The sequence below is a fragment of the Streptomyces sp. NPDC002886 genome (assembly GCF_042888445.1).
Lineage (GTDB): Bacteria > Actinomycetota > Actinomycetes > Streptomycetales > Streptomycetaceae > Streptomyces.
The window spans coordinates 326,293-340,488 of sequence record NZ_JBIAPV010000007.1; the positions used below are offsets into that span (position 1 = coordinate 326,293).

A 14,196-nucleotide genomic window follows, 5' to 3' on the forward strand; every position below is an offset into this window, starting at 1 on the left:
CTGGGGCACAAGCCGTTCGGGGAATATGTTCCCTGAATGGGTGACGGTGTCGACTTCGGCCGGAGGATGGCGGGAGACTGGCGCGGTGAACCGTGGAATGCGAGAGCCCGAGGGCAACCGGGTGTCAACCGTGTTGGGCCGCAGGTTGGGTGGCGAACTGTCCAAGCTGCGTGCGGCGGCCGGGAGAACCCAGGCCCAGGCGGCTGCGGAGATCACCGCGACGCCGACGAAGGTCCAGAAGATGGAGAGCGGTTGGGTTCCCATGCGGGACCCGGACATCCGCGTGCTGTGCGAGTTCTACGGAGTGACGGACCCGGAGTTCGTGAACAGCCTGCTGGACTTGGCCCGTCTGGACCGCGAGCGCCGCAAGGCCAAGGGTTGGTGGCACCACGTCCCCAGGGTGGGCGGTCTCGGCGAGTACGTGGCGATGGAAGAGGTGGCGACCTACATCCGCACCTGGCAACTGGCACTGGTGCCCGGACTGCTGCAGACCGCGGACTATGTGCGGGCTCTCGGCGTGACGTCCGACTGGACGAATCCCGACGAGATCGAGGTGCTGGTGCAGTCCAGGTTGAAGCGCCAAGCGCGGCTGTGGGGTGAGAAGCCGGTGGGGTTCCATGCGGTGCTCTGGGAGGCTGCTCTGCGTCAGCAGATCGGTGGCCCCGACGTCATGCGGGCGCAACTCGACCACCTCGCGGAGATGGCAAGGCTGCCCCACATCCACGTTCAGGTACTGCCCTTCCGCGCAGGGGCGCACCATGCCGCCGGCGGCGCGTTCAACGTCCTTTCGTTCGCCGGACCCGGCGCGCTGGACGTGGGCTACGCGGAGGGCATCGCGTCTACTGTGTGGGCAGAGGGGGCGGAAGCCAGCGGGGAGTACACCCGGACGTTCGAGCGCGTGGCACGCCTGAGTCTCGCGCCGCAGGCTTCCATCGACCTGATCGAAGCGATCAGCAAAGGTACGTAGACACGTGAACAACTTCCATTTCAAGAAGTCCAGTTACAGCGAAGGCCAGGTCAACTCGGATTGCGTCGAGGTGGCCACCAACGTGGTCGGGACCGTCGCAGTCCGGGACAGCAAGGACGCCGACGGGCCCGTGATCCGACTGGCCCCCGCCGCGTGGGCGGCCTTCGCGGCCTCGGCGTGATCATCCGGACCGGGCGGCTCACGCTGCTGCCGCTGGAGGCCGCCCACGCGGGGGAGATGGCCACCGTGCTCGGGGATCCGGAGCTGCATGGCTTCATCGGGGGAGCCCCCCTCACCGAGCCGGAGCTGCGCACGCGCTACGCGCGACTCGCCGCCGGGTCGCCGGACCCGGGCGTCACCTGGTGGAACTGGGTGGTGCGGCTCGACGACGCCGACTGCCTGGTCGGCACCGTGCAGGCGACCGTGAGCGGCGGCGTCGCCGAGGTCGCCTGGGTGATCGGCACGCCCTGGCAGGGGCGCGGCATCGCCACCGAGGCCGCAGCCGGCCTGGTCGGGTGGCTCCGTACCCAGGCGGCGGTCCACGCCGTCATCGCTCATGTCCACCCTGACCACGCCGCCTCCGCGGCCGTCGCCCGCGCGTGCGGCCTCGCCCCCACGGACGAGTGGCACGACGGCGAGGTCAGGTGGGAGCAGCCGGAACGCCAGTAGGGTGCGGCCATGCGGAGCGGTACGGGTTCGGTCGCGGTGGTCGGTGGTTCCATCGCGGGCTGTGCGTTCGCCACGGCGGCCGCGCGGGCCGGCGCGGCCGAGGTGGTGGTGCTGGAGCGTACCCGCGGGCGGCTCGCGGACCGGGGGGTCGGGCTGTGCGTCCACGACGACCGGGCCGTCGAACTGCGGGCGAGCGGGGCGCTCCCCGAAGGGATCCCCGCGCACCGGCTGGAGCGCCGCCGGTGGGTGGTGCGCGACCCGGAGGCGGGGGCGGGGGGCCGGCTGATCTGGGAGCAGCCGTTCCCGTTCCACTCGTACCACTGGGGACAGCTCTGGCGCGGGCTGCGGGAGGCGGTCCCGGACGCGGTGGTCTACCGGCAGGGCGAGACGGTGACGGGCGTGGCCGGGGACGGCGAGGTGCGGCTCGCGGGCGGCGGGGCCGAGCGGTACGACCTGGTCGTCGGCGCGGACGGCTACCGGTCCGTGGTGCGCGCGGCGGTCTGCCCCGAGTCCCGGCCGCACTACGCCGGGTACGTGTGCTGGCGCGGCAACTTCGACGCGGGGCTGGTGCCGACCGGCGCCGTGGACTCGCATCCGGCGGCGGTGACCACCGTCTGCTTCCCCGGCGGCACTTGTGTCATCTACCGCATCCCCGGGCCGGAGGGGCCCCGGGTGAACTGGGTCCTCTACGCCCCGCCGCCCCAGGACGGGCAGTTGCGCTACGACGACCCGACGAGCTTCCCGCCCGGCGGGCTGACCCCGGAACTCACGGAGCACCTCGGGGCGCTGCTGGAGCGGGAGTTCCCGCCGTACTGGGGCCGGGCGCTCGCGGCGACGGACCCGCGGGACACCTTCGTCCAGCCCATCTACGACCTGGAGACCGCGCGCACCACTGCCGGCCGCCTGCTGCTGGCCGGGGACGCGGCCAGTGTCGTACGCCCGCACAACACGAGCGGCGCCGCCAAGGCCCTCCAAGACGCCACCGCCTTCGCCGACGGCTGGCGGCGGGCGGACTCCGTCGAGGCGCTGCTGCGCGGCTACGAGGAGGTGCGCGGCGGGGCCGGACGGGAGCTGGTCGCCTTGGCCCGCCGGCTCGGGCGTGCGCAGGTCGAGCGGACCCCGGCCTGGGCGGACATGAGCCGCGACGCGGTGGAGGTGTGGTGGCAGGGGCAGCTCGCGGGGGTGCCGGGGATCGGCGGGCAGTCGATGACCCCGTAGCCGGGGGCCGGGCCCGCCTGACGGGGCATCGCCCGAGGGTGACGGTGTCCGTGCAGGTCAGGGGCGTACGTAGGCCGGTTGCGCGGCGTGTCCCCCTCGGCGGTGCGGGGGCTCGGGTTGCGGGGCCTGACGGGCTGTCGGTGAGTTGGCTGGGACACGTCCCATGTCACGTCACGCCACGGCACGTCCCATGCCGAGGCGGGGCGTGACGGTCCGACAGGAGATTTCCGTTGCACCGCATCACGCGCTACACCGTCCCCGCCGCCCTCTGCCTGACCCTGCTGACCGCGTCCCCCGGTCTGGCGTCGGCAGCCGCGCACTCGCCCGCGAAGCCGCAGGCCGCCGCGGCCTTCGTTTCCGCCCCGGCCGGGAAGGCCATCCCCGGCACCGAGGCCCTGCTCGCTCAAGTGCAGTCGCTGGGCGGGGTCGGGGGGCTGCTCAAACCCATCACCGATCTGCTGGCGGCCGTCCTGAAGTCCCCCGACGGCAAGATCCCGGAAGCGGATCTGGCCGCCTTCAAGGAGAAGATCGCCGCCGCGATCGAGGACCTGAAGAAGAGCCTGCCCGCCGCCCCGGCTCTGCCGGTACCGGTCCCGCCGGTGGACGCACCGAACCTCCCGGTGGACCCGCCGAAGCTCCCGGTGGAGGCTCCCGCCCTCCCGGTGGAGGCTCCGAAGCTGCCCGTCGAGGCTCCGAAGCTGCCGGTGGAGGCCCCGGCCCTCCCGGTGGAGGCTCCGAAGCTGCCCGTCGAGGCTCCGAAGCTGCCGGTGGACGCTCCGGCGCTGCCGGTCGAAGCGCCGAAGCTCCCCGTGGAGGCTCCGAAGCTCCCTGTCGCGGCCCCGGCGCTGCCCGTCGCGGCTCCGAAGCTGCCCGTCGCGGCCCCCGCGCTCCCCGTCTCCGCGCACAAGGCCAAGCCCGCCGCCGGTCCGCTGGACCTGGCCACCGGCGCCGTCGACAAGCTCAAGGCCTCCGTCGACGGGCTCACCAAGGCCGCCGGTCCCTGCGGCTGCTCCACCGACGCCAAGGCCAAGGCCACGGACGTGGTGACCGACTTGGTCGCCGCCCTCGTCGCCCTGCTCACCGGCCTCGGCCTCCCGGGCCTCCCCCCGCTCCCGGTCCCGGCCCCGCCCCTCCCGGTCCCGCTCCCCGTCCAGTAGCGGCGGGCAGTTGCCCTTCCGGCCCGGCGCTGCCCGCACAGAGGCGGCAGCGCCCCGCCGGGGCGGTCGTGGTCGACAAGCGGCAGCACCCGTGCGGTGGCGGGCCGGACGAACGAGACGCTCCCCGATGGCACCGGTCAGGAACCCCGTGGGGAGTCGGCCGGACCCGCAGATCAGGGCACTCGGCGTCCGCCGCGCGGGACAGCACGGCCTCCGCGCGAGGTCCCGGAAGCACCGTCCCGCCCTCGGAGTACCGGCACTTCCGGATCGGGCCGCTCCCTGCCTACCTCGCGGGGCATGAGACCGTCTGGTCGTGCAGGAGATGACGGGTGGGTGGGAGTCGGCCTTGGCCGGGGCGTGGTCCCCTTCGTGGACGCGACGTGCTCGGGCTGGGCGTGACCTCGCCGCCTTCGCCGATGTTCCGGCGGCCGCGGAGGTGCTGGTGGGGCTCCTGCTGGATGCCGAGGACACCGCGGTGACGCGAGAGACGGCGGAGGCCCTGGCCCGTACGGGGACCCAGGCCGCGGTGAGGCTCCTCGCCCTCGCGGTGGTCCGGGCCGACGACAGCCGGGCCGACTGGATGTGGACCGGAGTGCACGACGCGCGCGAGGGGCCGGAGGGTGTGCCGGACGTCGTAGCGGCCTGCGGACAGCTCGCGCGGGACGGGGAGGAAGCGGTCCGACGGGGCGCCGCGGAGATCTCGGCGTGGGCGGCCGGCACAAGCCGCTGACCTGAACGGGCTGCCCCCGGCGCGGCCCGGTTTCCCTCGACCGAAGGGATCGGGGCACGCCGCGCACCCGTGCGACCGCCGTGCCGCCGCGCGACCGTACGGACCCCCTTGACGCGCCCTCCGCGCAGGTGGACGCTCCCGGGGCTCGGATCCGTACGGTGCGTTGGGGGGCCGGAATGCCGGAGCAGTCGGAGGGGCGTGTCCAGACGGCGGGGGAGCTGCGGGCCCTGCTCGCGGAGCGCGGGGCGCGGTGGTCGGTGAGCGAGCACCTCGGTGACGGGGACGTCGTTCCGAGACCCTCCCTGGGGCTCGGTGCGGCCACGGCGGAGGCCGGTCTCACCCCGGCCGGGGCGGCGCCGCCGGTGGATCTGCGCAGCCTCGTGGGCCACTACAGCGGCAATCCGCACCTCAACCGGCGCAGGACGGCGCACGGGCTGCTCCCGGGGGCGGACACCGGCGCGCGCGCCTCCGCGACCGCGGCGGCCCGGCCGTCCGCCGTGGACTGGCGCAGCCGGTGGGGCCGGCCCTGGCTCACCAAGGTGAAGGACCAGAACCCGTGCAGCTCCTGCTGGGCGTTCGGGGCGGCCGGCCTGGTGGAGTCGATGGCCCGCATCGAGCACCACGTGTGGGCCGAGCGCTCCGAGGGGGACGTGCACGACGGGCTGAAGGCGACCTGCGGACAGACGGGCAGCCCCGAGGCCGCCCTCGACTGGATCCGGACCAACGGCGGACTCGCGGACCCGGGCTGCTGGCCGTACTCGCCGCCGCCGCCCGGGACCCCCGTCGACCGCCGGGAGGCCTGGCGGGCGGAGTACACCCCGAGCTGGGACCGCTCCGGCCGGACCGTCCGCATCACGGGGTACGTCCGGCTCGGCGACGTGGAGCAGCAGAAGGTGTGGCTGGACACGGTGGGCCCGCTGACCGCCTGTTTCGACGTGTACGAGGACTTCTTCGGCCTGGGCTCCGGCGTCTACCACCGCACCAGCGACCGCCTGGCGGGCGGTCACTGCGTCCTGATCACCGGCTACGACGACGCGGCCGGCTGCTGGCTGTTCAAGAACTCCTGGGGGACCGGCTACCACGTGGGGGGCCACGGCCGGATCGCGTACGGCGAGGTGCGGATCGACGACTGGGCGAAGTGCGGGCTGCAGGGCACCAACATCGACCCGTGGAGCAAGCGCCGCCTGCACACCGGCAACGTCTACGAGAGCGGCAACGGCCGTGCCCACCGCAACTTCGAGCTGGCGGCGCTCAGCGGGGACGGCGGCGTCTCCCTGCGGCACTGGTGGCGCGAGGGCGACGCCCCCTTCGCGTGGACCCGCGCCCAGACCTTCGGCTCCGACGCCTCGGGCCAGCCCGCCTTCACGGGGACCACGTACAACCGGAACATGGAGTCGCTGCACGTCACCACCGGCGGCCGGCTGCGCCACTGGTACTACGAGCACTTCGGCGGCGCCTGGCGCGACGGCGGCGCCTTCGGCCCCGGCGACGCGGCGGTCGGGTCGACCCCGGCCTTCATCCAGAGCGACTACGGGGCGCCCGGCAACTTCGAAGTGGTCGTCCGCACCGCCGACGGCCGCCTCAACCACTGGTGGCGGATCAACGGCGCCCCCTGGACCTGGAACGACGGCGGCCGCTTCGCCTCCGGCATCGCCCACTTCGGCCCGGCCCTGGTCCAGACCCGCGCCCGCCACCTCGACCTGGTCGCCACCCGCACCGACGGCCGGATGCAGCTGTGGTGGCGCGACGACCCGAACGGGTTCGTCTGGCGCCCCGGCGAGGTCTTCGGCTCCGGCATCACCTCCGCGCCGTGCCTGATCGAGGCGCAGTACGGGGCGGCCGACGAGGACACCGCCGGGAACTACGAGCTGTGCGTGACGGGCGGGGGCGGCCGCGTCGAGCACTGGTGGCGCGGCAACGCGGGCGGCGCCGCCTGGCAGCGCTCCGCCGTCTTCGGCCACGACGTGCTGGCGGTCACCGGGATGCTCCAGGGCAGCTTCGGGTTCAACCTGGAGGTGATCGTCCTGCGCACGGACCGCCGGCTCCAGCACTACTGGCGCGACGGCGCCGGCTGGCAGGAGGGGCCGGTGATCGGACCGGCGTAGACCGCCACAAGAGAGGAGCGGTCCGTGTGGAGGTGCGCGAGGTGGAGCTCGCGCCGGGCGAGCCGTACGAGGTGCGGCTCACCGGGCGCGGTGCGCGCGGTTACGTCTGGACCTGGCGGGTGACGGGCGACGCGGACGCCGTCTCGGTGGCGGAGAGTCCGGTGGACCCGGTGGACCCGGTGGACCCCGGGCGGCCGCTGTTGCCCGGGGCGACGGTGGAGCGGCTGTACGTCGTACGGGGCCGGGTGGCGGGCCGGGCCAGGATCCGCTTCGCGCAGGTGCGGCCGCCCTATCCGGAGGAGGCAGCGTTCGACGAGTTCGTGCTGGACGTCACCGTGCTGTGAGGTCCGCATCGTGACGGTGCCGTGAGGTCCAGATGGTGGACGCCGCCCCACTTGCACCTCTGTTGTATCTATGCTGTGCGCATGCCACCCGCCCGTACCGCCGGTACCACCCTGACCGCTGCCGAACGCGTCTACCAACACGTCAAGCAGGCCGTGCTCGACCGCCGCTACGAGGGCGGCGTGCTGCTGACCGAGGGCGAGCTCGCGGTCGCCGTCGGGGTCTCGCGCACACCGGTACGCGAGGCGCTGCTGCGGCTGGAGACCGAGGGGCTGCTGAAGCTGTACCCGAAGAAGGGCGCCCTCGTCCTCGCGGTCTCCGCCCAGGAGATCGCCGACGTGATCGAAACCCGGCTGCTGGTCGAGGAGTTCACCGTCCGCCGGGCCGTGCCCGCCCCGGCGGGGCTACTGGAACGGCTCGCGGAACTGGTCGAGGAGCAGCGCAGGCTCGGTGAGGCGGGCGAGCTCGGGGCGATGATGGCCGCCGACCGGGCCTTCCACGCGGAGATCGTGCGCAGCGCCGGCAACCAGATCCTCTGCCGCCTCTACGACCAACTGCGCGACCGTCAGCTCCGCATGGGCGTGGCCCTGCTGCACGCGCACCCCGAGCGGGTGGAGCGGACGCTGGCCGAGCACCGGGAGATCCTCGACGCCCTGCGCGCGGGCGACGCCGACACGGCCGCCGCGGCGGTACGGGCCCACGTGGGCCGGATCGGGGAACTGGTGCGGGGGTCTTCCCGATGAGCTCCGCGTCCGCTGTGCCCTCCGCGGGCTCCCCCGCGGCCTCCCACGCCGTCTTCAGGGACCCGCCGGGCGGCCGCAAGGCGGTGCTCGTCTGGTCGATCGGTGTCGCCGTCTACTTCGTGGCGGTCATCTTCCGCACCAGCCTCGGCGTCGCCGGGCTGGAGGCCGCCGACCGCTTCCACGTGAACGCCTCGGCGCTGTCCACGTTCTCCCTGCTCCAGCTCCTGGTCTACGCGGGCATGCAGATACCCGTCGGCCTGATGGTGGACAAGCTCGGCACCAAGAAGGTGCTCACCCTCGGCGCCGTGCTCTTCACCGCCGGCCAGATCGGCTTCGCGCTCTCCCCCTCCTACGGGATGGCCCTGGCGGCCCGCGCCCTGCTGGGCTGCGGGGACGCCATGACCTTCATCTCCGTCCTGCGACTCGGCACCCGCTGGTTCCCGGCCCGCCGGGGCCCGCTGATGGCGCAGCTGGCCGGCCTGGTCGGGATGGCCGGCAACCTGATCTCCACGCTGGTCCTGGCCCCCGTGCTGCACGGGGTCGGCTGGGTGCCGGCGTTCGCGGGCAGCGCGGTGGCGGGGCTGGTCGTCCTGGTCCCGCTCGTGCTGTTCCTGCGCGACCACCCGGAAGGGCACGAGCCCGCGCCGCGGCCGGCCACCGGCGCGGGAAGCACCGGCGCGGGGGGCTTCGTACGGCGCCAGATCGCCGACTCCTGGAAGGAGCCCGGCACCAAGCTCGGCCTGTGGGTGCACTTCACGACGCAGTTCCCGGCGATGGTGTTCCTGCTGCTGTGGGGCATGCCCTTCCTCGTCGAGGCCCAGGGGCTCTCGCGCACCACCGCGGGCGGACTGCTGACGCTGGTGGTCGCCTCGAACATGGCGCTCGGGCTGGTCTACGGCCAGGTCGTCGGCCGCCGCCAGTCCTCCCGGATCCCGCTGGCCCTGGGCACGGTGGCTCTGACCGCCCTGCTCTGGGGTTCGGTCCTGGTCTACCCCGGGGACCACGCCCCGATGTGGCTGCTGATCGCGCTCTGCCTGGTGCTGGGCACGTGCGGGCCGGCCTCGATGATCGGCTTCGACTTCGCCCGCCCCGCCAACCCGGCGGACCGTCAGGGCACCGCCTCCGGAATCACCAACATGGGCGGTTTCATCGCCTCCATGACGACCCTGCTGGTGGTGGGCCTGCTGCTCGACGCCACCGGGGACAACTACCGCATCGCGTTCTCGTCGGTCTTCGTCCTGGAACTCCTGGGCATCGCCCAGATCCTGCGGCTGCGCGGCCGCGCCCTGGCCCGCGAACGCGAGCGGGCGGCTCAGCTCGCCCCCGTCACCCCGGTGGTCCTGGCCTCGCCGTCGGCGCCGCTTGCGCCGGCCCCGGTACGGTCGGCCACCGCCGCGGCGGCCTCCGGGGCCGCCCCCGTCGGCACCCCTGCCGACCCGGGGCCGGCCCGGTGAGGTCCGGTGCCGGCCCGGCATCCGCGTAGGCCCCCGTACCGCGGGGGACGGGCCCGGGCGGGACAGACCCCCGTCCTTTCCCGCCCGTCCGTCCGTCCGCTCCGCGGAGTCGGGTTCCGGCCAACGCTTGCCGAGCCTACGAGGGCCCCGTGCGGCCGAGTGTGCCCTGCGTGCAGGGACTGTTGACAATGCGCGCAGCGGGTTTGGCGGCCGGTGGGGCGGATTGCGCCGCCGCGCGGCGCAGCGCGCGCGGACCGGCTCCGTACGTCTCGCGGAACAGCCGGCTGAACACCGAGGCGTTGGTGAACCCCCAGCGCAGGGCCACGGTGTGGACGGGGACGGCGAGCCGTTCGGGGTCGGTGAGGTCCTCGTGGCAGCGCTCCAGCCGGCGCCGGCGGATCGCGGCCGCCACGCTCTCCCCGCGCTCCCGGAAGAGGAGCTGGAGCCTGCGCAACGAGAGGCCGTGCCGGGCGGCGACCACGGACGGGCTCAGCTCGGGATCGCCGAGGTTGTGCCCGATGAAGGTGTCGATCCGGGCCAGCAGCGCCCGGGTGCGGTGTTCCTCGGACGGCTCTTCCTCGGCGCCGGGTCCCCCGGTGAGGCAGGCACCGGTCAGGTCGCGGGCGATGGAGCGCAACTGCTCCAGCTCGGCCGGCGCGCACTCCTCCCCGTGCACGTCCAGGGAGTGCAGGTACCGCGCGAGGATCGCCCCCATGCCCCGGTCGGCAGGGATCTCGGGGAACGACACAGGAACCAGCCCCGACCCTGCCCCGACCCTGCCCCGACCCGGCCCCGGACCTACGGGGTCACGGAGAAGTGGGTCAGGATCGCCTCGGCCAGCGCCGGGTCGCCCTCCACCTTCACCCGGTCGGCGACGGTGTGCGCACGCACCCGGCCGCCCGCCAGGCGCACGTACGTCTCCCAGTCCAGGGTCAGCGTCACCGCGGGCCCCAGCGAGGGGGCCTTGTCGATGGTGCCGCGGCCCTCCGCGTCGACCCGTACGGTCCGCATGAACTCCAGCGCCCCGTGCACGTCGATGACGACGGCCGAGTTCGCGGGCGCGCCCGCCTTCTTCGCGACCACCTTCGGCAGCCCGGACAGCAGCACGTCCCTGGCCACGTAGGCACCCGGCGAGTCCCAGTTCCCCGGTGCCCCCAGGGCCGCGCGCAGGTCCTGCTCGTGCATCCACACGTCGAACGCGCGCAGCCGCAGCGAGTGCTCCAGCGTCGCCGGCTCGCCCAGCGGGCCGCGGATCATCGTGTCCGGTTCCCGCTTCTCGTTCCGCAGCTGCCGGGAGCGGCGGATGATCGTGTACTCCAGCTCGGAGGTCATCTCGGGTGCGGTGTGGTGGCGCCGCACGTCGACCTGCACCTCCATGTACCGGGAGAACTCGTCGACCACGTGCCGCAGGTCCCGCGGCAGGGTGTGGATCGGCCGCGGGTCGCCCAGCTGCTCGCACTCGATGCCGATGACGTGCGACACGACATCGCGCACGGACCAGTTCGGGCAGGGCGTCGCCCGGCTCCACTCGCCTTCCGTCAACGGAAGGACCAGCTCGGATATCGCCTCGATGGAGTGGGTCCACGCGTCGGCATAGGGCTGAAGGCTGGGATGCGGATGGACGGTCAACGGGACCCCTCGCGTGCTGTTCATCGGCCTGTTGGCGCGTTAGGTGCATTGGCGCGTTCTGGAAGCTTGTGCAATGGCTTCAAAACTACGCTGCCGGTGAGCACCCCGGCAGTGCTTTCGTGTGACGATCGTAGGCCCGAGTTGACGGCTTGAAAGCCAGGACGGTGGTACTGTGCGCGCTTCCCTGATCCAAATCGCGGTGAATGAGGGGGAGTCGGTGGTTTCCCGCCGCTCCCGGGTCGCCGACCTCGTGCGCGAACAGTCCGGTTCGGACCTCGTCGTCCTGCCCGAACTGTGGACCGTGGGCGCCTTCGCCTACGAACAGTTCGAGACAGAGGCCGAGCCGCTGGACGGCCCGACCTACGGGGCCATGGCCGCGGCCGCCCGCGACGCCGGGGTCTGGCTGCACGCGGGCTCCTTCGTGGAGCGCGCGGGTGACGGCTCGCTCTACAACACCGCGCTCGTCCTCTCCCCGACGGGCGAGCTCGCCGCCACCTACCGCAAGATCCACCGCTTCGGCTTCGACCAGGGCGAGGCCGTCCTGATGTCCGCGGGCGAGTCCCTCACCACGGTCGACCTGCCGGAGCAGACCCTCGGCCTCGCCACCTGCTACGACCTGCGCTTCCCGGAGCTGTTCCGCGGTCTGGTCGACGCGGGGGCCACCACTCTGGTCGTCTCGGCGGGCTGGCCGGCCCGCCGCCGGGGCCACTGGACCCTGCTGAACCGGGCGCGCGCCGTCGAGGACCAGTCGTACGTCCTCGCGTGCGGGACGGCCGGCACCAACGGGGGCGTGGAGCAGGCCGGACACAGCCTGGTCGTGGACCCGTGGGGCGAGGTCCTCGCGGAGGCGGGCCCGGGGGAGGAGGTCCTCACGGTGGACCTCGACCCGAAGAAGGTCGCCGAGACCCGCGAGCAGTTCCCGGCCCTGAAGGACCGCCGCCTGGGCCTCTGAGCCCGTCGAGCGGCCCGTCGGAGGGCCCGCAGTACGCGCGTGCTTTACTCGCCCGGACCCACCGGGGGCCTCGGGCGGGTACGGGTACGGGAACGGGGTGCGGGCCATGAGGGACGTGACGGCGGAAGCGGGACCGGCGCAGGCAGGGTCCGAGCGGTCGCGTGCGGTGGAATCGGAGCCGGTGGAACGGATCCACTGGCTCCAGCGCTCGCTGGCCGGCCTCGCCACCCTCCTCATGGTCGCCATGACCGCCTTCTGCGCGACGTCGCCGCTCGGCATGGTCCTGCTCCTCCCTCTCGTCGCCCTCGCCTGCACCCTCTTCGTCCGGGAGCGCGATGCGTTTCGGACCCTGTGCGTCGCCCTCGGCGGCTTCGGGCTCCTCGTCGGGACCCTGCTGGCCCTCTTCGGGTTCTTCCCGGTGATCCCGTCGGCCGTCGTCCTGCTGCTCGCCGCGTGGGCCGATCCGCGCCGCAGTCCCGGTGGTGCCCCCGTGTGCGCCGGTGTGGCCGTGCTGGTGGCCGCGTCGGCGCTGACCGCCGCGGGCTCGCTGGCGTACAACGCCTGGCTGAGGCCCACGTACGCCTACTCCGTGGTCATCCCCGGCCCCCTGTACGGCGAGGACGGCCTGGCCAAGGGGGACCTGTGGCCGTACGGCGTGACCGGCATTCACGAGTCGCCCGTCGGTTCCCTGACCCGGCTGGAGGTCACGTACGACGAGAGCCTCACCGGGCCCGAGCGCGCCGCCCTGCGCGAGGCCCTGACGGCCATCCCGGGCGCCGGCCCGCTCAAGGACTGCGGACGCGGCAGCTGCGACTGAGCGGCGGCGGTGCGTCTAGGCGTCGTCCCCCGGGCCCTCCCGCTCCTTCTCCGCCATCCGGATCACGCACACCGCGACGGCGATCAGCAGCGAGGCGTCGGCGTCCTCGCGGACCACGTCGACGGCGTACGTCTCGCGGATCCGGTACCACTGGCGGGAGATCAGCGCGAGCAGTTCCCCCTCGTACTCGACCTTGAACTCCCGGTCCAGGATCCGCCCGCTGACATCGAGCTCGGTGCCCTCGTTGAGCGTGACCAGGTAGTGGTTGCGCAGCAGTGAGAACCGCTTCTTGCGGATCACCGCGAGCCGCCGTTCGTCGCGCTCCAGCGTCATCGCGTCGCGCAGGGCGAAGAGCTTCTCCCGCAAAGTGATGAGGATCCGCCCGTCGGGGTCCTTCAGCTCCAGGGTGTCCCGGAACCGCAGAGCCTTCCCGTCGACGAGGAAGGCGTGCCGCCCGTCCTCGTCCTCGATCCAGTAGTCGTCCCCGACGGCCAGCATTTTGTCCCGTACCAGGTATTTCACGCCCTCATCGCTGCCCGCGATAGGTTCCGGTCATGCCTCTCCTCTACGTGACCGACCTGGCCTACCCGGCGCGCGGCCGCCGCTACGGCGACGAGGACGTCTTCCTCACCGCACGCCTGCGCGAGCACTTCCCCCTGGCCCTGTGCCACCCCCTGGACGCGGAGGCCCTCCTCCCGGCCTTCGACACCGTGGTCGTCCGCAACAGCGGCCCGGTCCTGCACCACCAGGAGGCCTACGACTCCTTCCGCGCGGCCGCCCTCGCCGCCGGCACCCGGGTCTACAACCCGCTGACGGGCCGCGGCGACATGGCGGGCAAGCAGTACCTGGTCGACCTGACCGCCTCGGGCCACCCGGTCATCCCCACGGTCGACGACCCGGCGGACCTCGCCCTGCTGCCCCCGTCCCCCTCCTACGCGGTGAAGCCGAAGCAGGGCGCGGACTCGATAGGTCTGACCTTCACCCCGCACCCGGACTGCGCCCCGGGGGAGTTCCTGATCCAGCCGCGCATCGACTTCGCGTACGAGGTGTCCTTCTACTTCGTCGACGACGCCTTCCAGTACGCCCTCTACGCCCCCGACCCGGCCCGCCGCTGGGAACTGGTCCCCTACGACCCCACCCCGGCGGACCTGGCCTTCGCCCGCACCTTCATCGCGTGGAACACCCTCACGCACGGCATCCAGCGCGTGGACGCCTGCCGCGCCCCCTCGGGCGACCTCCTCCTGGTGGAGCTGGAGGACCTCAACCCGTACCTCTCCCTGGACCTCCTCCCGCCCGAGGTCCAGAACACCTTCGTCACCGCCCTGGTCGCCTCCCTCCGGAGCTTCGGAGCCTCTTAGCCCCGAGCGGCGGCGACGACGGCCCGCCGGGCCACGTGGCGGAGCAGGGCCCAGA

16 protein-coding genes are annotated in these 14,196 nt (G+C 73.3%); 13 read left to right on the forward strand and 3 right to left on the reverse strand.

Going from position 1 to position 14,196, the window contains the following annotated elements; genetic code table 11:
- Window positions 1-85: 85 nt before the first annotated feature.
- From ACFYYB_RS29640 to ACFYYB_RS29685, 10 genes are all read left to right on the forward strand, one after another.
- A complete protein-coding gene (locus ACFYYB_RS29640) occupies window positions 86-967 on the forward strand; it encodes a helix-turn-helix domain-containing protein (RefSeq protein WP_389438874.1) in 882 nt (293 codons plus the stop codon).
- A 4-nt stretch (window positions 968-971) separates the two neighbouring features.
- The gene (locus tag ACFYYB_RS29645; RefSeq protein ID WP_389438876.1) at window positions 972-1,148 is read left to right on the forward strand and encodes a DUF397 domain-containing protein; all 177 of its coding nucleotides are present in this window, start codon (window positions 972-974) and stop codon (window positions 1,146-1,148) included.
- Window positions 1,145-1,636, forward strand: a complete 492-nt coding sequence (locus tag ACFYYB_RS29650) for a GNAT family N-acetyltransferase (RefSeq protein WP_389438878.1) — start codon at window positions 1,145-1,147, stop codon at window positions 1,634-1,636. The genes ACFYYB_RS29645 and ACFYYB_RS29650 overlap by 4 nt, the downstream gene beginning before the upstream one ends.
- 9 nt (window positions 1,637-1,645) lie before the next feature.
- The gene (locus ACFYYB_RS29655; RefSeq protein WP_389438880.1) at window positions 1,646-2,854 is read left to right on the forward strand and encodes an FAD-dependent monooxygenase; all 1,209 of its coding nucleotides are present in this window, start codon (window positions 1,646-1,648) and stop codon (window positions 2,852-2,854) included.
- Between the two features lie 230 nt (window positions 2,855-3,084).
- Window positions 3,085-4,011 carry a hypothetical protein gene (locus tag ACFYYB_RS29660; protein WP_389438882.1) on the forward strand — a complete coding sequence of 309 codons (927 nt, stop codon included), beginning with the start codon at window positions 3,085-3,087 and terminating at the stop codon, window positions 4,009-4,011.
- 442 nt (window positions 4,012-4,453) lie between these two features.
- Window positions 4,454-4,741, forward strand: a complete 288-nt coding sequence (locus tag ACFYYB_RS29665; RefSeq protein WP_389438884.1) for a hypothetical protein — start codon at window positions 4,454-4,456, stop codon at window positions 4,739-4,741.
- Window positions 4,742-4,917: 176 nt separating this feature from the next.
- Window positions 4,918-6,846 (forward strand): C1 family peptidase, encoded by a 1,929-nt coding sequence (locus tag ACFYYB_RS29670; protein WP_389438886.1) that lies wholly within the window; start codon window positions 4,918-4,920, stop codon window positions 6,844-6,846.
- Between the two features lie 26 nt (window positions 6,847-6,872).
- Window positions 6,873-7,190: a protease inhibitor I42 family protein gene (locus ACFYYB_RS29675; protein WP_389438888.1), complete on the forward strand. Its 318-nt coding sequence runs from the start codon at window positions 6,873-6,875 to the stop codon at window positions 7,188-7,190.
- An 81-nt stretch (window positions 7,191-7,271) separates the two neighbouring features.
- The gene (locus ACFYYB_RS29680) at window positions 7,272-7,931 is read left to right on the forward strand and encodes a GntR family transcriptional regulator (RefSeq protein WP_389438890.1); all 660 of its coding nucleotides are present in this window, start codon (window positions 7,272-7,274) and stop codon (window positions 7,929-7,931) included.
- Window positions 7,928-9,385 carry a nitrate/nitrite transporter gene (locus ACFYYB_RS29685; RefSeq protein WP_389438892.1) on the forward strand — a complete coding sequence of 486 codons (1,458 nt, stop codon included), beginning with the start codon at window positions 7,928-7,930 and terminating at the stop codon, window positions 9,383-9,385. Before ACFYYB_RS29680 ends, ACFYYB_RS29685 begins: the two co-directional genes overlap by 4 nt.
- Before the next feature lie 136 nt (window positions 9,386-9,521).
- Here the strand turns inward: ACFYYB_RS29685 and ACFYYB_RS29690 are convergent, their stop codons facing one another.
- Together ACFYYB_RS29690 and ACFYYB_RS29695 are read right to left on the reverse strand one after the other, a co-directional pair.
- On the reverse strand, window positions 9,522-10,133 hold the full coding sequence (locus tag ACFYYB_RS29690) for a helix-turn-helix domain-containing protein (protein WP_389438895.1): 612 nt from the start codon (window positions 10,131-10,133) through the stop codon (window positions 9,522-9,524).
- A 50-nt stretch (window positions 10,134-10,183) separates the two neighbouring features.
- A complete protein-coding gene (locus tag ACFYYB_RS29695; RefSeq protein ID WP_389438897.1) occupies window positions 10,184-11,014 on the reverse strand; it encodes a maleylpyruvate isomerase family mycothiol-dependent enzyme in 831 nt (276 codons plus the stop codon).
- Between the two features lie 172 nt (window positions 11,015-11,186).
- On the opposite strand from ACFYYB_RS29695, the gene ACFYYB_RS29700 reads away from it, so the two are divergent.
- On the forward strand, window positions 11,187-11,966 hold the full coding sequence (locus tag ACFYYB_RS29700) for a carbon-nitrogen family hydrolase (RefSeq protein ID WP_389438899.1): 780 nt from the start codon (window positions 11,187-11,189) through the stop codon (window positions 11,964-11,966).
- A 106-nt stretch (window positions 11,967-12,072) separates the two neighbouring features.
- Entirely contained in the window at window positions 12,073-12,783 is a 711-nt protein-coding gene (locus ACFYYB_RS29705; protein WP_389438901.1) for a hypothetical protein, read from the forward strand.
- Between the two features lie 15 nt (window positions 12,784-12,798).
- Here ACFYYB_RS29705 and ACFYYB_RS29710 read toward each other — a convergent pair whose 3' ends face one another.
- Window positions 12,799-13,305: an LURP-one-related/scramblase family protein gene (locus ACFYYB_RS29710; protein WP_389438903.1), complete on the reverse strand. Its 507-nt coding sequence runs from the start codon at window positions 13,303-13,305 to the stop codon at window positions 12,799-12,801.
- A 32-nt stretch (window positions 13,306-13,337) separates the two neighbouring features.
- Here ACFYYB_RS29710 and ACFYYB_RS29715 point away from each other — a divergent pair, with 32 nt between their 5' ends.
- On the forward strand, window positions 13,338-14,141 hold the full coding sequence (locus ACFYYB_RS29715) for a hypothetical protein (RefSeq protein ID WP_389438905.1): 804 nt from the start codon (window positions 13,338-13,340) through the stop codon (window positions 14,139-14,141).
- Window positions 14,142-14,196 lie beyond the last annotated feature (55 nt).

Coding starts and splice junctions, on each gene's coding strand:
- ACFYYB_RS29685 (WP_389438892.1), top strand. CDS start 7,928: ATGAGCTCCGCGTCCGCTGTGCCCTCCGCGGGCTCCCCCGCGGCCTCC.
- ACFYYB_RS29670 (WP_389438886.1), top strand. CDS start 4,918: ATGCCGGAGCAGTCGGAGGGGCGTGTCCAGACGGCGGGGGAGCTGCGG.
- ACFYYB_RS29705 (WP_389438901.1), top strand. CDS start 12,073: ATGAGGGACGTGACGGCGGAAGCGGGACCGGCGCAGGCAGGGTCCGAG.
- ACFYYB_RS29715 (WP_389438905.1), top strand. CDS start 13,338: ATGCCTCTCCTCTACGTGACCGACCTGGCCTACCCGGCGCGCGGCCGC.
- ACFYYB_RS29680 (WP_389438890.1), top strand. CDS start 7,272: ATGCCACCCGCCCGTACCGCCGGTACCACCCTGACCGCTGCCGAACGC.
- ACFYYB_RS29655 (WP_389438880.1), top strand. CDS start 1,646: ATGCGGAGCGGTACGGGTTCGGTCGCGGTGGTCGGTGGTTCCATCGCG.